This is a genomic window from Mucilaginibacter sp. A5337 (assembly GCF_059690695.1).
The window spans coordinates 297,030-314,724 of the sequence record NZ_JCAWEC010000003.1 but is presented as its reverse complement, the minus strand read 5'-3'; the positions used below and the strand labels follow the sequence as shown (position 1 = coordinate 314,724).

11 protein-coding genes and 4 tRNA genes are annotated in these 17,695 nt (G+C 40.8%); 1 reads left to right on the top strand and 14 read right to left on the bottom strand.

Annotated elements, in window-relative coordinates; genetic code table 11:
* Window positions 1–32: 32 nt before the first annotated feature.
* The 13 genes from AC59JO_RS11290 to AC59JO_RS11230 form a co-directional block, all read right to left on the bottom strand.
* A tRNA-Thr gene (locus tag AC59JO_RS11290) sits at window positions 33–104 on the bottom strand.
* Between the two features lie 124 nt (window positions 105–228).
* Window positions 229–301 (bottom strand) — tRNA-Gly (locus AC59JO_RS11285).
* Window positions 302–441: 140 nt separating this feature from the next.
* Window positions 442–522: transfer RNA gene (locus AC59JO_RS11280), tRNA-Tyr, on the bottom strand.
* Window positions 523–588: 66 nt separating this feature from the next.
* Window positions 589–661: transfer RNA gene (locus AC59JO_RS11275), tRNA-Thr, on the bottom strand.
* Between the two features lie 241 nt (window positions 662–902).
* Window positions 903–1,250: a ribosome hibernation-promoting factor, HPF/YfiA family gene (gene hpf / locus AC59JO_RS11270; protein ID WP_413666303.1), complete on the bottom strand. Its 348-nt coding sequence runs from the start codon at window positions 1,248–1,250 to the stop codon at window positions 903–905.
* A gap of 12 nt (window positions 1,251–1,262) precedes the next feature.
* Window positions 1,263–2,174: a tyrosine-type recombinase/integrase gene (locus AC59JO_RS11265; RefSeq protein ID WP_497305372.1), complete on the bottom strand. Its 912-nt coding sequence runs from the start codon at window positions 2,172–2,174 to the stop codon at window positions 1,263–1,265.
* A gap of 92 nt (window positions 2,175–2,266) precedes the next feature.
* Window positions 2,267–2,458 carry a 30S ribosomal protein S21 gene (gene rpsU, locus AC59JO_RS11260; RefSeq protein ID WP_090528691.1) on the bottom strand — a complete coding sequence of 64 codons (192 nt, stop codon included), beginning with the start codon at window positions 2,456–2,458 and terminating at the stop codon, window positions 2,267–2,269.
* Between the two features lie 100 nt (window positions 2,459–2,558).
* Window positions 2,559–3,338: a hypothetical protein gene (locus tag AC59JO_RS11255; protein ID WP_497305370.1), complete on the bottom strand. Its 780-nt coding sequence runs from the start codon at window positions 3,336–3,338 to the stop codon at window positions 2,559–2,561.
* 180 nt (window positions 3,339–3,518) lie between these two features.
* Window positions 3,519–5,009, bottom strand: coding sequence for a SusD/RagB family nutrient-binding outer membrane lipoprotein (locus tag AC59JO_RS11250; RefSeq protein WP_497305368.1), 1,491 nt, complete (start codon window positions 5,007–5,009; stop codon window positions 3,519–3,521).
* Between the two features lie 13 nt (window positions 5,010–5,022).
* Complete coding sequence (locus AC59JO_RS11245; RefSeq protein WP_497305366.1) at window positions 5,023–8,208, bottom strand: SusC/RagA family TonB-linked outer membrane protein; 3,186 nt, start codon at window positions 8,206–8,208, stop codon at window positions 5,023–5,025.
* 571 nt (window positions 8,209–8,779) lie between these two features.
* A complete protein-coding gene (locus AC59JO_RS11240; RefSeq protein ID WP_497305364.1) occupies window positions 8,780–9,961 on the bottom strand; it encodes an acyl-CoA dehydrogenase in 1,182 nt (393 codons plus the stop codon).
* A 790-nt stretch (window positions 9,962–10,751) separates the two neighbouring features.
* Window positions 10,752–11,279 carry an adenine phosphoribosyltransferase gene (locus tag AC59JO_RS11235; RefSeq protein WP_413666297.1) on the bottom strand — a complete coding sequence of 176 codons (528 nt, stop codon included), beginning with the start codon at window positions 11,277–11,279 and terminating at the stop codon, window positions 10,752–10,754.
* Complete coding sequence (locus tag AC59JO_RS11230) at window positions 11,276–12,145, bottom strand: ComEA family DNA-binding protein (RefSeq protein ID WP_413666296.1); 870 nt, start codon at window positions 12,143–12,145, stop codon at window positions 11,276–11,278. Before AC59JO_RS11230 ends, AC59JO_RS11235 begins: the two co-directional genes overlap by 4 nt.
* Before the next feature lie 73 nt (window positions 12,146–12,218).
* Between AC59JO_RS11230 and AC59JO_RS11225 the strand changes: the two genes are divergently transcribed.
* The gene (locus AC59JO_RS11225) at window positions 12,219–13,973 is read left to right on the top strand and encodes a bifunctional lysophospholipid acyltransferase family protein/GNAT family N-acetyltransferase (protein WP_497305362.1); all 1,755 of its coding nucleotides are present in this window, start codon (window positions 12,219–12,221) and stop codon (window positions 13,971–13,973) included.
* 140 nt (window positions 13,974–14,113) lie between these two features.
* Here the strand turns inward: AC59JO_RS11225 and AC59JO_RS11220 are convergent, their stop codons facing one another.
* The gene (locus AC59JO_RS11220) at window positions 14,114–17,431 is read right to left on the bottom strand and encodes a TonB-dependent receptor (protein WP_413666294.1); all 3,318 of its coding nucleotides are present in this window, start codon (window positions 17,429–17,431) and stop codon (window positions 14,114–14,116) included.
* Between the last annotated feature and the right edge of the window lie 264 nt (window positions 17,432–17,695).

Sequence of the window (17,695 nt, the reverse complement as noted above, 5' to 3'; positions counted from 1 at the left end):
ATTTAACTTTAATGTATGTTTTTATAACACTGAGCCAACAACGGGATTTGAACCCGTGACCTCTTCCTTACCAAGGAAGTGCTCTACCACTGAGCTACGTCGGCTTATTTTTGATTTCGGATTTCGGAAATTAGATTTCGGATTTTTTCCTTCCTCTACTTACCTGCCCGGCATCTCATTTTGCTTAGTTCAAATCCGAAATCGAAAATTCGAAATCCGATATTACCGAGCGGAAGACGAGGTTCGAACTCGCGACCTATAGCTTGGAAGGCTATCGCTCTACCAACTGAGCTACTTCCGCTTGTTAAGCTTTTGGTTTGCTGTTTTTGGCTAATTTCAATCACCCAAAACTCATTCCTCAAACCTCTTTAATCAAGTCAGCAGTTTACAATCCCGTTAACTTAATGCTAACTGCGAACTATAAACTGCCTACTCAATATGTGGGGAGAGAAGGATTCGAACCTTCGTAGCCGAAGCAACGGATTTACAGTCCGTCCCATTTGACCGCTCTGGTATCTCCCCAGTAGTTTATCCCGGATTAACAATGTCCAAAATTGAAGCTAAACATTGTCTTTCCGAAAAAAACTGAGCCTCCTATCGGGATCGAACCAATGACCTACTGATTACAAGTCAGTTGCTCTACCAGCTGAGCTAAGGAGGCTTATATTTATTTTGCCTTTACATTATCTAAACGTTGTGTTGCTTTCGATAACGGAGCGCAAAAGTAATAAGCTTTTTGATATTTTAAAGAACTATTTTAACTTTTTTTTGAGGCGTTAAATACCTCCCCGAAAGGGACTGCAAATCTACAAAAAATAACACCACGTCAAAATTTTTTATCAAAAAAAATCGGCAGGCTAAAAACCTGCCGATTTTGGCTCAATGTAAGCCCCTCTATATCACTAAAAACCTTCCTCTGCTGCCGTTAAAACAGCTTTTTTGGCTGTAGCATCAGCAATGGCTTTCTTTTGTTTATGCTTCTCAATTTGCTTCCTCAGGCTCTCAACTGCCAGGTCGGTAGCTTCCTCAAAACTCTTACATTTCTCTTTCGCGAAGATTTGGTTTCCTGGTAGCAATAATTTGATCTCCGTTATCTTATTACATTCATCTTCCACATTTTCAAGCTTTAAGTAAACTTCACCGCTAATAATATGATCATAAAACGTATCGAGCTTGTCTGCCTTTTTCTGAATAAAATCTAAAAGTTTCCTGTCTGCGGTGAAATGAATTGACTGCACTGTAATTTTCATGTTTCCTCCTTTTTAAGCCTTTGGATGGGCGAGTTTATAAATAGATTTTAGTCGTTCAACTGAATTATGCGTGTAAATTTGGGTGGCGCTGAGGTTAGCATGGCCCAAAAGTTCTTTAATTGAATTTAAATCGGCCCCATTATTTAACATGGTAGTTGCAAACGTGTGCCTGAGCACATGAGGGCTCCGTTTATTTTGAGTTGATATGTTGGAGAGGTATTTCTGCACTATTAAATAAATCAATTTCGGATAAGCATCGGCTCCTTTATTTGTAACGATCAATGTAAAGGAATTGTTATCGAAATTTTGATTTTTCTTTAACCCTAAATATTCGGGCAGCAGGCTCTTCAGCTCATTATTAATAGGGATGATACGCTCCTTGTTGCGCTTACCTAATACCTTTACTACCCCGCCTTCAAAGCTAATATCCTGTTCTTTAATACCTAACAATTCGGCAAGGCGTATACCGGTGCCAAACAAAAGCTCAATAACAAGCTTATCGCGCAGGCCCGGAAAATCATTTGTAAAAATGTCATCACTATCTAACATTTTTGTAAGGCGTGTATCTTCAACTACCACAGGCAACGTTTTAGCAACTTTTTGCGACCGTATCCTGGATACCGGGTTGGTTTCAACAATGCCTTCCTGCAATAAAAATTTAAAGTATTTGCGCAGCGTAGCCATTTTGCGGTTGACAGAACGGCCGGTAAGTTTTTGGTCAATGAGCTCAACCATCCAGTTACGGATGTCATGATAGCTTACCTGCGATGGATGGGTAATAACCGGCTCCGGTGCGGGATCTGCACCGCCGGGATTGTTTAAAAAGCGCATAAATTGCTCCAGGTCTGACTGATAAGCGGAAACAGTGTGGGCTGAATACCGCTTTTCATACTTGATGTACTGGATAAAACGCGCTAAAAACATAAAAAACTATTTATACATCCGGGATGATGAATGTACAAATAGTTTTAATATAGTGTTAAGAAATCTGAAAAAATTCTTTCAACAAAAAAGAATTAAACAGTTTCCTGATTCAAAGTCTGTTTGTAGATAGCATGTTTAACAACATGACGACGGGTTACAGATTTTTTTTCGAAAGCCTGACGACTACGTAGTTCTCTTAAAACACCTGTTTTTTCGAATTTCTTTTTGAAGCGTTTCAATGCTTTATCTAATGATTCGCCGTCTTTTACGTTAATAATGATCATAATTCCTAAAATACCTCCTTTCAAGGGAGGGCAAAGATAATCACAATGTTTTGAATATCAAAGAGAGAGCAGGAATTATTTTTAACTTAAAACCAGATAACTATCGCACGGCAATCTCATTGCTCCAAATAATATTATCTGTTTCCCGCCTAAGCGCTAACCCGCGTATATCAACAGGGAGCTGCGAACCCTCAATATACTTATATAAACTCATTCCTATTTTAAACGTTTTTGATGTAAACAATTCCCCTTTACCTGTATCTGTTAAAAAACCTGCCGGTATATAAAATACTTTTTGTTGATGAGGAGCAACAGCATAAACAGCGGGATTATTTTTCCAGCATTCTTCCATCAAGGACGTGGGTAAAAATTTTACATTTCCGGCATCTGTTTTAAAAATATCAAGCCACGAACATGTCATATTGATATACTTTAATGTATCATGAGATTGATTGCTCAAAATTACAGGGATTACCGCATAAAGACACCTGTGTAACTTACCATCGCTATAGCATACCGTATCTTTCATTTGATTAACGGAGTTTTGATCGACACTTATTATTAGCATTTCCCGGTCAGAGACCGAAAGCTTTAAAAATCCTGCAGGAATGCTACTTGCAAGATCATGCCGGTAAAAGCCAGGATTTGTTTTAAATATCCCATCATCCCATCCTGTGCGGATTAATTTCGCGTTAGAATAATTTGAATCTGTACGAATACCGATTTGATTGTCTGTTATAGTAAATTGCTTTCGATCTAAATCATTGCCTCTCCTGGTAGGCTTGTTCCCGGCAATCTCCGCCTGGTGCTTCTCCTGGGCAGTAGCCTGATTAAGAAACATAAGAAAAACAAACGCGAGTAAAACAGGATTAATATTCATGACAGGCCTAAGATCAGTTTAAACTAAGATAAACTGTTTAATCGATACCATATGTTAAATAGTCCTAAATCTGCTTTATTCTGTCTTGGATAGCCACATGCATTTATAGCGCCCTATAAACAACAAAGGCCGCCAATGGCAGCCTTTGTTGTTTTAAAAAATATACTTTGGGTTCAATAATTATTGTTTATCCCAATATACTCTTGTATTAAGCGCATCCGGACCCTGGCGGGCAATTACAGCATTGTAATTAGCTTTATTAAGGTCATTCTCGGTTTGCGGATATTGTTGCCTGCGAGGGATCTTTTGGTCAGGACTTAATGAACCAGGAACCGGATCAAGCAATTTAGGCAAGCCTGTACGGCGATACTCCGCCCATGACTCCCAACCATTACCTAAGAAACCAGCTATCCATTTCTGGGTCATGATCTGGTTCATAGCAGTTGCAGCCGAAAATTTAACCGATGCCTGTGCGAGGTAAGTGCTTTCATCTGCTGAGCTAACACCGTTTTGCTCCAGCGATGCAGCTACACCTTTATTATAGAAATCAGCAGCAGCGCCGTCACCACCGGCAATCCAGTTAAGGTGAGCAGCTTCGGCCTGAGTAAACATAATTTGTGCGTATGATGTCCATACAGTTGGCGAGGCCTGGCCAGACACGGCTAAACCAATCAATGATACGTTACCTGGTTTGCTACGGGTACCTTTATTATAGTTACCCAAAGCATCACCAAACGTACCGTAAGGTAAACCTACGTAAGTTTTTGATGCTGTTTGCGCAGCATAAACCGGTAACCTTGGGTCGCTAAGATCACTTAAAGTATTAACCACAAGGCTGCTTACAGCATAATCGTAACGATTCCTATAGTTGGTATAATAAGGGTTTTCGTTAGTCTGAATAGCCAGATAGTCATAAACAGCGTTATCATCATTTGAGGCCATCAAACCACCGGCTACTGCTTTTGCATACTCAGTTTTACCGGTTGCGGGGTCAACTTTTGATAATCTCAATGCCATAACCGCGTGTAAAGAGTTAGCCCAATGTTTCCATTTAGTGGCATCGCCGCCAAATAAGATATCATTGGTTAAAGCTGCACCGCCGTCAAATTGAGCCTGAGCTTCGTCAAGTTCCTTCATTAAAGCTGCATAAACGTCTTTTTGCGCATCAAATGCAGGAGTTAACCCAGACGCACCTTTTAAGGCCTGAGAGTATGGAATATCACCCCACCTGTCGGTAATAGTTAAGTAGATAAATGCTCTTAATATACGAGCTGCCGCTATCTGATTAGCATTTGAACCAAATTTAATAGTCGACTGCAGGCCTTTCTTGGCAGGGTCGGTATTAAACTGGATCAGTGTTTGCAAATCCTCCAGCGGACCGGTATAATACCCGGTATAATCGTATTGTTTTAACGAAAACTGCGATTCGTTTGTATAAAATGTTTCAGCAAGATATTGTGAATATAATTCGCCGGTGAATGCGTTGATGTTAGTTGTTGCACCGGCGCCATTTACACCACCTAAATATTGCAACGCGCTGGTTAAAAGATAGCCAGTTTGCGCAGTTGGCGACTGGTTGGGGTTAACGTTTAAATCGCCACCCACTTTACATGAGGCAAGTATAAACATACCAGCCCCGATTATATATTTACTGATATATGATTTTTTCATGATGAATAACTTGTTAGAATGTTACCTTAATGTTGAAACCTAAGTTTCTTGTGTTTGGCAATTGACCGCCTTCATAAAATGAAGTCTGTAATTGAGATGGGTCAACACCTTTAACCTTTGAATAGATCATCCATGGGTTTTGGGTTGTGATACCAAAGTACGCGGTTTGGAATGGCAACCTGCCTAACATCTTTTTAGGGAACGAATAACCAATGCTAACCTCTCTTAATTTAACGTATGAAGCATTATAAGTCCATTTTTCCCAAATCTGGCTATATGACTGCTCGTATAAAGTACGGGTTTCAACATAAGTAGTATTTGGGGTACCATCAGCATGTACGCCTGCTACCAGGGTACCGCCACCTTCAGAAACCGGGTTACGTACCGGGTTGCCTTTTGCATTGTTACCTACAGTTTCGATACCTAAGCCCGAGCCGTTAAGGTTTTGTTGGGTAACGGATACAAATTTACCGCCTTTTTGGAAGTCAAGAGAAAAAGCAAGTACTACGTTTTTGTAGTTAAATGAGTTGGTAAAACCACCTGTGTAACTTGGCAACATGCTACCGAGATTAACATTGTCTTGTCTTACAGGAAGGCCATCAGCACCAATTATGATATTTCCTTTGCCATCCCGTGCAAAACCTGATCCAATGATCTGACCATAAGACTGATTAAGATAACCGTTGATACCAAAGCTCGGTGAACCAACAAAGCCAAAGCTTTGAGCGCCGGCAGCCTGAACGCCACCTGGGCCATAACCGGCAAGACCGTCAGGAGTTACTTTTACGTTAGTTACACCAGGGTAAAGCGAAACAATTTTATTGCGGTTAAATGAAACGTTGAAATCAGCATTCCAGGTAAAATCTTTCGATTTGATCGGTGTGCCGCCAAGGCTGATCTCGATACCGTTATTGCGGATAGAACCAGCGTTGATAACAACTGTTGAATAACCGGTTGTACCGTTAACAGGCAATGACAAGATCTGATCTTTTGTAGTACGAGTATAGTAGTTGAAGTCAAATCTAACTCTGTCTTTGATAAAGTGTAACTCAGTACCAATTTCGTACGAAGTTGAAAGACTTGGCGTTAAATTTGCATTTGGCAAAGTGTTAGGTACTGTTTGCACAGCATCATTTCCGTGTGGCGTAGTGCTTAAGTTGTAAGTTGGGTATGTTGAGTAAATAGGCGCATCAGAACCTAATTTAGCTGCCGATAACCTTAATTTACCAAATGTTAAAATGTCATTTTTAGGCATCAGTTCGGTAAATACAAATGAACCCGACAAACCACCGTACCAGTATGAATTGTGGTTTACCGGCAAGGTTGAAGACCTGTCATTACGGGCATTGAAATCAAGATATAAGAAATCTTTATAACCAAATGAGGTATATCCGTAATAGCTGTTTACCCTTGAAAGCGCGTTATAGCTAAATGAGGTTGCGGCATTTGCAGAGTTACTTAAAGTATACAAATCCGGAATTGCTAAACCACCTACTGTTGCACCTGATAAGTAAGTATAGCGGTCTTGACGACTCTCGGCATAAACACCTGCCTTTACGGAAAGGTCTTTAAAGTTGTGACTATAGCTTACGTTACCCACGTAGTTATTTTCTTTGTAAGTATATTGATTTTGTGAATAAGCATCTGGGTTAAGCGTACCTGAGCCCACCTGTGCACTCGCGTCGCGGGTTAATAAATCCTGCCTTGCAATAAATGACGCAGAGATATCTTTTGTAAACTGGTAACTTAAAGTCAGGTTTCCGTAAACACGGTTATTATTTGATTTTGACGTGTTTTCGTAAGCCTCAGTATAAGGGTTATCCCAGTAGTGAGGAGTTAAATCGTCAGGGCTGGTGATATTCCATGATGTGAATGTACCATCAGCTCTTTTGTAATTTTTAAGTTTGTCAATTTCAACGTCCCTGTGAAACCACTGGCTAAATGAACCTGCAGTTTGGGTACCGTAACCTTCTTGCGGAATGTTGAATGAATTGATTTGCGAAAAGTTAACGTTAGCGCTCGCGGTTAACTTTTTAGTAAGTTTCAATTCGCCGTTTACACTTACATTGTTACGTTTTTGATCGCTGTTTGGAGTAATACCTGTACGATCGATGTTGGTGTATGATACCCTCAGGTTATAATCATCGCCTGCTTTTGAAAAAGCAGCATTGGTATTGAAAGTAACACCTGTACGGTAGAAATCACGCACGTTGTTAGGCTGTGCAACAAATGGCTTTAATTTACCAAAGTCGGGATTGGTTGGATCCCAGAAATACCATGGAGCGTACAGCGTACCATCCATTTTAGGGCCCCAGCTTTCATCAACACCATAATCGTAAATTTTTGTACCGTTAAATTTAGCGAATGAAGCAGGTGAACCATTAGCTGGATCATAAGTGTAAGTATCCCATTTAACGCTGGTACCACCACCATATTCGTTTTGATACTCCGGTAACTGGTAAACTTTTTCAAAAGTGGTTGATTGATTGATTGAAACACCAACGCCTTTGTTTGCGCCTTTTTTTAATGTGATAACAACAGCGCCTTCAGAAGCACGCTGACCATAAAGAGCGGTAGCAGCCGGACCTTTTAAAACCGAAATTGATTCGATATCATCGTTGTTCACTGCATTGGGGTCGGTAATAACACCGTTTACAACGTAAATTGGGTTACCACCCGATAATGAGTTAATACCACGGATACGGATAGTTGATACACCAAACTTAGCACCAGAACCACCTAACACCTGTACACCGGCAATTTTACCGGCAAGGGCAGTGTTAAGGTCAGATTGTTTGGTAACTGTAAGATCATCACCTTTTACCTGTTGTGCAGCATACCCTAATGATTTTTGCTGCCTTGAAATACCCAATGCTGTTACAATCACCTCGTTAAGACCGCGGCTTGATGCCTCTAAAACCACTTTAAGGTTTGCAGAAGCGCCAACAGGTACATCCTGCGTAGCATAGCCGATAAAGCTGAATGATAAAACTGCGTTGTTTGGAACGCTGAGTGAAAATCTACCGTCGACGGTAGTTTGGGTACCGGTTGTTGTGCCTTTTATTTTAACCGATACACCCGGCAGAGGAAGACCGTCCTCCCTGGCTGTTACCGTACCGGTAACAGTGTGATTTTGCGCAAAAAGCTGTGTTACAGCAAATACGAAACTGCACAAAATTAGTAGTAGTCGTTTTTTCATAGAAAAAATTTAGCTAATAGTTAAGTCGGCAAACTTAACACTGAAGGCTAAAATAAAAGAACATCAAAATGTAATATTTCCTTTACAGGAATTTATTTAACCATGGAGAATATTTTAGGAAATAACCAACAAGAAATTACCTTTGCCAGCGTTAATACCACATGGCCGATTAGATCCGGCCGGTAATAAGTCAGTTAATATTGTTAATTATAAATTAGGAAAATGCGCGAGGCATTTTCCTAATTTGCTTTATAAGCCTCTGTATATCAAACCGCAATAAAATTAACTGTAACGATAGGTTAGTTAGAAAAATCGGGGCATCCGGACTTGTAAAATCCGGCGAATTTTGGCGAAAAAAGTTCGCCGAGCTGCTCCGAAGAAGAGATTATTTCAATGAAAAAGCTTAAAAAAACATTACCAAAATCATGTTTTAATGCTTTAAAAATCGATGTAACAATATATTTACGTGATAAAAACCACTATAAATGGTCTTTAACTGCATACTAAATGACACAAGTCTGACAAAAGACGATCGTAAAATTGTCTTCTGTCAGGCTCTTTTGACCATTATTTATCCTTTTAACACTTCCCTGCTGATCACTATTTTCTGGATTTCACTTGTCCCCTCTCCTATAGTACAAAGTTTAGCATCACGGTAAAATTTCTCAACCGGGAAATCCTTGGTATAGCCATAACCGCCGAAAATCTGTACAGCTTCTGTAGCTGTACGCACCGCCACTTCAGAAGCAAAATATTTAGCCATAGCCGATTGTTTGGTCACCGGCAGATGACGGTTCTTCAAATCTGCAGCCTGCATAATCAGCAGTTCGGCAGCTTCAATTTCTGTGGCCATATTGGCCAGTTTAAATGCTATACCCTGGAAATTGCTGATAGGCTGTCCAAACTGCCGGCGCTCTTTGGCATATGCTACTGCTGCTTCAAAAGCTCCTTTAGCAATCCCTAATGAAAGGGCCGCTATCGAAATCCTGCCGCCATCCAGCACCTTCATCGCCTGCTTAAAACCTTCACCCTCAACACCCAACAGGTTCTCTTTAGGTACGCGGCAGTTATCAAAAATAAGTTCGGTGGTTTCCGAAGCACGCATGCCGAGCTTGTTTTCTTTTTTGCCATGGGTAAATCCCGGCGTACCTTTCTCAATAACCAGCGCCGAGATTCCGTGCGAATCGCCTTTGTTGCCCGTACGCACCATCACCACGGCCACGTTGCCCGATTTGCCATGGGTTATCCAGTTTTTTGAGCCGTTAACTACATAATGATCGCCATCCAAAACAGCAGTAGTGTTCATTCCCAACGCATCTGATCCTGTATTGGCCTCGGTAAGTCCCCAGGCACCAAGCCATTCGGCGGTAGCCAGTTTAGGGAGCCATTTAAGTTTCTGCTCTTCATTGCCAAAAGCCAGGATGTGCCCGGTGCAAAGCGAATTATGGGCTGCTACCGATAACCCGATAGCGCCACAAACTTTGGCTATCTCACTTACTACGGTAACGTACTCAAAATAGCCAAAACCCGAGCCGCCGTATTGCTCGGGCACAAAAACCCCCATCATGCCAAGCTCACCCAGTTGTTTAAATAAATCGATAGGGAAATTTTGGGCCTCGTCCCACTCCATTACATTAGGCTTAATATAACGTTCGGCAAAGTCCTTAGCCATTTGGCCAACCATTTGCTGATTTTCGTTCATAGCAAAATCATACCCACCGGTTGACTGGGTATCAGTTAACATAGCATCCATACATTTTATAATTGGTTACAACAAAATAACGTATAAAAAATGAGATTGGTTTGCCCATAAAACACTGCAAATCAAGAACAATTTGGTATCGGGTATGAATTATAGGTTTAGTTGAAATAGGGTGGTTTTAGGATGCAAAAATTGGTTGAAAATATTTTCATGAATTTATCGATGTGGGGAATACAAATCTTCATTTTTTCACACTCAGATACCTGTTATCTTAAAAATATGTGTGAAATTATAGGATTAATCGAAATAGAGAAATTTCGGGTAGAAGAAATTAATAGACAATACTTTTCGAGGATTAAGCCAAGAACTACAAATTAAGATAGCATTCATGGCGTTGCCTTCGGCCCGGGCTCTCCGTTACAAGTCCTCGCCTTACCTTTACGCAAGCCTCCGCACGCTGCGGGCTTTTCACTGCTATCCCTAACGCAGCCGGCGCACGGGCTTTCATTTAATACCTCATATCTCCCTCTTACTTTGCGCCTTAGCGTCTTTACGAGTAACCATCAGGCCCTCCTGAAAAAAACGTAATGACGTATAAAATATAATTCAGAGATGGTGTGCGGCGGCCGCGTTAGTGATAGGAGCGGATACCGTCCGTTAGCCAACGGATAATGCCTGTGCCGTATGAGCGCATAGCACGGGCCGCAGGCAACGCCCATATTCATAAAACTGATCAAAAAAAACATACTTAATAATCAGCACCTTACAATTACGTCATTATAAGCTTAAATCCGCCGAAAAGGCCTCTTACAAAATAGTAAAAATACTATAAATGTTACAATTAATAATCGGCCAGCACCACCAGTTTATCGCAAATAGGCGTTATACGCTCCCGGCCATTCAAAAATCCAAGCCCAACTACAAATGAAAAACCGGCAACTACGCCGCCCATTTCCTTAATAAGTTCACTGGCTGCAGTCACTGTACCGCCGGTAGCCAGCAAATCGTCATGTAATAATATATGCTGACCGGGTTCAAAGGCATCGGTGTGTAATTCAATCGTGGCTGTACCGTATTCCAGCTTATATGCTTTTTGTTTTATGGTGAATGGCAGCTTACCGGCCTTGCGTACCGGAACAAAAGGAACGCCCAACTTGGTAGCCAATGTAAGGCCAAATAAAAAACCTCTGCTTTCTATACCGGCCACTGCATCAATGCGGGTGCCCTTTAATTGCTCAACAAAAGCGTCGATAATGTTTTCACACAGTTCGGGATCTTTAAGTATCGGGGTAATATCTTTAAAAATAATTCCAGGTTTCGGAAAATCGGGAATGTCCCTTATGGCTGCTTTTATTTGCTGGGCTATCATTTGAAAACTAAATAAGGCCCAATTTTACGCAAAATTCCGTCATTAAGTATGGCAATATTTTTCAGATCGGTCAAGGTATTGTAATTACCATGCTCATCACGATAAGCAATAACGGCATCCATTTGTTTATAGCTTAGATAAGGGAAGCGCTTAAGCTCGCTAAATGTGGCTGTGTTAATATTCACTTTAATGATATGCCTGCCATCAACAGCAATATCAGCCCTGATCTGGTTATACTTTTCCTCGTCGATGCCGTAAACCTCTTTTAACTGCTCTTTATTGTAAAAGCCACCAACCCGTTCGCGATAGTGTACAATACGCCGGGCAAATGCGGGGCCAATCCCATGGATCATTGTAAGCCTTGCCGAGTCGGCGGTGTTAATTTCTATTGTTTCGCCCGGTTTAACTTTGTTTACGTGATAAGCAGGTCCATCGGGCAGGTCAATATACGGCTCAAGACGCTTGTATTCGGCCGGACTAATACTGTACATTTTTTGTACATCTCCTTTGGTAAAGAAAAGCCCGCCTTTTTCTTCATAATGTTTAACAACCACGGCCTGATGTTCGGTGAGGCCTAGTTTTACCCAATCGGCAAGTGGTAGATGGTTCGGGTTAAATTTGAAGAGAACAGCAGGTGGAATACGACTATCACCCGTAAAAGCGCTATCATCAGCTATAATACTGCCTGTTTTATCAGTTCCAACTGTCGCTTTATCAAAAGCCTTAAAATTTATTGTATTATCTTTGTGGCTTGCCTGGTACACATAAGGGGCCAACAGCACCATCGCTATTAAAATAATCAATACTACCATTCCGTTCCACTCTTTTTTTGTGACAGACAGGTAGTTTTTAATTTGCAGCCTCATTTATATACGTTACCGGCGTTAAATTAAATAAAAATTTAGGATATTTATTTGTTAAACATACTGCTTATAAACAATGAAAGTTATAACCACCGAAGAGTTTGCCAAAGCCACCAAACTGGATAAGTTGAAAATGCCGGGCCTGGCCGCTTTATTGATGGAGTTAATGAAGATAAACCAGGTTAACGATCTTTTTGCCCAGGCACAACCCAAACAAGGCCCTGAGTTTGTTGATGCTATATTAGAAGGCTGCGGCATTGATATTGAATTTGATGAGCGCGAGCTGCGTAACATACCTAAAGAAGGTAGCTTTATAGCCATAGCCAATCATCCCTACGGAGGTATTGAGGGCATGGTATTATTAAAAATCCTGTGCATGGCCCGCCCAGATTCAAAGCTGATGGCCAACTTCCTGCTAAAAAAAATCCCTAATCTTGCCGATTATTTTATAGCTGTAAATCCTTTTGAAAACGTTGAGCATTCATCAAGCATAAGCGGTTTAAAAAATACACTCGAGCTATTGAACCAGGGCACTCCCATCGGTATTTTCCCGGCCGGCGAGGTATCAACCTTTAAGGTAGAGCAAAAACAGGTAACCGACCGTATGTGGCACCCTGTTGTAGGTAAGATCATTGCCAAAGCCAAAGTACCGGTGGTTCCTATTTATTTCCATGGCAATAACGGTCTGTTATTTAACTTCCTCAGTTTGCTGCACCCTACCCTGCGTACGGCTAAGTTGCCATCAGAGTTATTTAACAAACATGGGCATACCATTAAACTACGGATAGGGAAACCCATTAATGTAACCGATATCCCCGACTATAATAATAGTACTAAACTTCTTAATTTTTTACGCGCCCGTACCTATGCTTTGGGTACAGGTTTAGAAGAGGAAAAGAAGATATTCAGCCCGCGTAACCTGTTTAAAATTAAACGTGATGCAGAGGAGATTACACCCGAAATAGATAGCGCTATTCTTGAACAGGAGATAGAACCGCTACGCGAAACCTATAAAGTTTGGACCGAGAAAAATTACGAAGTGTTTATCGTACCAACCTCAAGCATCCCCAACGTGATACGGGAAATAGGCAGGCTGCGCGAAATCACTTTCCGCGAAGTTGGCGAAGGGACAAACAAAGCCATCGACCTTGATGAATATGATATTTATTATCATCACCTTTTTATATGGGATTTCGAAGCCAAACGCATAGTCGGAGCTTATCGAATTGGTTTGGGCGACGAAATATTTTACAGTGTAGGCAAAAAAGGATTCTATGTAAATGAGTTATTTAAGCTAAAAACCCAGTTTATACCCGTATTGCGCCGAAGCCTGGAACTGGGCCGCTCATGGATCCGCAAGGAGTATCAAACCAAGCCTTTACCGTTATTCTTACTATGGAAAGGTATCCTCAAATTCTTGATTGATAACCCACGCTATCGTTATCTGATAGGCCCGGTAAGCATCAGCAACTCGTTTTCTAAATTTTCCAAATCGCTTATTGTCGATTATATCAATCGCAATCACTTTGATCATGAAATGGCGCAATATGTTAAACCGCGCAAAAAATTCAAGGTTGATTTTGCCAAAATTGATACCGACCTGCTGATGGCCGGCGAAGACAGTTTTAAAGGGCTCGACAACCTGATATCTGAAGTAGAAACCCGTAACATGAAGGTTCCTGTATTATTGCGCCAGTACATCGCCCTGAATGCAAAAATCATCAGCTTCAATATCGACCCTAAATTTGCCGATTGTTTGGATGGCTTCCTCGTTCTTGACCTTGAAAAGGTACCGCAGGATATACTGGATAAATTGGGGAAAAATTTATAGTAAATCTTCAATCTAAAAGAAAGAGAGACACCAGCAAGCTTGTCTCTCTTTTTTTATGGCGGCAATCAAATCGTTACCCAAAACAAAACGCCCCCAATATTCATCGGGGGCGTTTTCATTAACCATATTTTGTTTTACAATTACCAGCTGTAACGTACACCAAATTGCATTTGCCAGCGTGAAGCGAACAAATCAACTGAGTATGGTAAACCTGGGTTGGAAAAATTGTAGGTTGGGTATGATGTAACATTACCGTTTTTAACAAAAGCCGGACCAGTAGCAGTTCCTGGCAAAGTACTAACAGGTGTTAAACCAACACTTGCCGAAGAGTTGAAAGTATTTGCCGAGAAATAATATTGTCCCCAGCTCTTGTTCAATAAGTTGGTAAGGTTGATGATATCATAAGTAAATGTGATCATCTGTTTGTGTTTACCGTTACCAAATTTGAAGTCTTGAGTAAAGCGGAAGTCTAATTGATTATTCCATGGAGTGAAAGCAGCATTACGTTCTGTAAACTTGCCACGACGTGAACTTAAATATTTGTCGCCATCAATAAATGCATCAAACGCAGCTACCTGTTGTGCAGCAGTTTGTACCACTACACCATTTTTTACCTGATCAACAATCATCTTAGCTGTTTCGTCTCTGGTAGGGATGTAAGCCAGGCTTAATTGCTGACCTGTCCCGTCGATAGCGTTTGGATAGGTATCATAAGTGTATGGGTTACCACTTTGCGCGCTAAAGAAGAAAGTAAAGTTAGCTGTGTAGTTGTGTCCGGCATCCCAATCGTGTTTGAAATTCACGTTTGATACGATACGGTGACGGATATCAAAGTTTGAATTAGCTAAACCCGGATTGTTAGGATTCAAAGCCTGGTTCAACTGCCAGTTTGACTCCATTGAGTTACGGATACCATTGGTAACGTCTTTAGAGTGTCCGTAGGTATAGGCAACTGAGAAGTTTAATGCACTTTGTGGATCAAACTGAGTGAATTTTGCTACTTGTGCAGTTGCACTGTAACGATAACCTTCGCTGGTATTTGATAACAAATAAGCATTGGTATATTTTGAGTTGATACCCTTGTTGATGAATATCGGCTGTTGGTGCTGGGTATCATAAGGATAATAAGTTACACTATCCTTGGTATTTACCTGCTGAAATTTCAAGTCATGAATAACTTTGGTATAGATACCTTCAACAGTAAATTTCCATTGGTTATCAGTTGTATAATCAACTGCTAAGCTGCTTCTCCATACCTGTGGCATTTTGAAGTTATTATCAATCATATCCACCTGGGTAGAACCAGTAGCACCGGTATTAAAGTTACCTTGTTGATTAACAAAGTTTAAACCACCATTAGGAGGTGCCTGAATAGGGTTGGTACCCGGAGTAATCGGAGATGTAGCTGATGGTTTTTTATCATAAGCACCATAAGTAGCACCGTTATTGTAAAACGCGTAGCCAAACCATGCAAAAGGAACACGGCCAGTGAAGAAACCGCTACCACCACGTAAAATAACGCTTTGATCACCATTGGCATCATAGTTAAATGATACACGGGGGTTCCACTCTATGTTACCCAGGTAATTTTGTTTGATATCTTTTGGTTTGGTATAAGTATAAGTGGTACCGTAGTTTGGATCAACCGGAGCGTTAGTTGTTTTATCGCTTAATGGTTGTTTGTTTGGCACACCTGCATAATCAGCACGTAAAGCTACAGTCAATTTGAAGTTATCAGTTAACTGAATATCATCCTGTCCATATAAACTCAGCAGGTTAACTTTAAACTGAGCCGAAGGGTGCGCTAAGATATAATCACGTGTATTATCTGTGTAATTGAAGTTTGCACGTATACGTGAAGGGTTGTTAGCAATAAAGTTTTCAATGCTGCTATAAGCCACACGACCGTTCCACGCATTTACGAAGTTATAAGTGATATTATAAAACTCGTTGTGAGTACCAAATGTAAACGTATGTTTTCCTTTTGTCCAGGTTAAGTTATCAGTAAACTCAGCAGTTTTCTGGTGCATATCAAAGATAGCAGCCTCACGGTCGGTACCCATGAATATAGTTGTACCAGGGGTACGACCGGTGATCTCGATCTGAGGTAACGCCGGGTTTGAGTTAGGGTCACGATAATCATGAACAGCAGAGTAACCTAATACCAGGCTATTGCTCAAGTTACCTGAAAACCTTGATTTCAATTCCGCAACTGTTGAAGTTGAGTTGTTGTGAGAAGTATAATCGATACCGCTGAAACGGAAGTTCTGCTGATCACGCTCTAAGTTTGTAGCTTTTGAGCTGATAGTATTGTTACGGATGGTTAACTGGTTGTGATCATCGATATTCCAATCTAAACGGTTAAAGTACTTGTTTGAATTAGAGAATATCGTAGTGTTGTTGTATGTACCAGGATCAAGACCGCCGGTAAATGATTTAAATGCGGCAACCAATTTATCACCGTCGGCCTGGCTTAAGATATTAGCCGAACCATTGTGATCAAGACCGCGGATAACAGGGTCCTGCCTGCGGGCAATCTCTTCATTGGTAAAGAAGAATAATTTATTTTTAATGATTGGGAAACCTAAACGGATACCACTTTGGTAATCATGGAAATCGCTAAGTTTTGAACCATCGCCACCTAAAGCAGCTTTGGCATTGTTAGCACCTACCATGAATGATCCACGGCCATAACCATAAACTGCGCCTGAGAAATCATTTGTACCGCTACGGGTTACAGCGTTGATACTACCACCTAATACGTTACCAATTTTGATATCGTAAGGAGCAACATAAACCTGGATATCCTGGATAGCGTCAAGAGAGATAGGGCTTGTACGTGTACTGCTACCAACCTGGCCTGAAGCGTTGTTTTGACCGCCTAATGAAGGGCTGAAACCAATTGCATCGTTATTTATAGCACCATCAAGCGTTACGTTATTGTAACGGTAGTTGGTACCCTGAAACGAGTTGTTATTGCTTTGAGGGGTATTTCTTGTTAAATCCTGTAAGCTGCGGTTAATTGAAGGAGCAGTACGGATTTGGTTTTGACCAATACGGGTACTTGCACCAGTTTTTGCAGGGCCTGCAGACGCTTTTACTTTAACCTCTTGCAGGGTAGTAGTTTCGTCCTGCAGTACAAAGTTTAAAGTTGCGTTACCCAATTGAAGGGTAAGATCGCTTTTTTCGTCTTTTTTATAACCGATAAAAGTAGCGGTTACGGTGTAAGGACCGCCCGGGTTAATGTTATTAACCGAGAAACGGCCTTCGGCATTGGTTTGTGCACCATACCTGGTACCTGTGCTGGTATTAAGTACAGTAATGGTTACACCCGGAAGTGTAGCACCTTTCTGATCTGTAACTTTACCAACAAGTACCGAGGTAGTGATCTGAGCGTTTGCGACGCCCCCAACCCCAATAATTATTAGTGTTAAAATAATAAAGTAGAGCTTTTTCATTTGTGAGTTTTTATTGCACAAAATTGCCCCATCAATGTTAAGTTTACATTAACATCAGATTATTATATTAACAACTGCTTAATAATTTCTTTTTTGCTTAACATAATAGCCTTCGATTAAAAACACAAAAAACTGAACATCAGAAAGATACAAAAACACCCAATAGCATAATGTTAATTTTTTCCTCAATTACTGATTGCGCATAAATTACACAACTATGTACATTAAAGCTAAAAATCCGACGCTATTAGCTACCAATGCAAC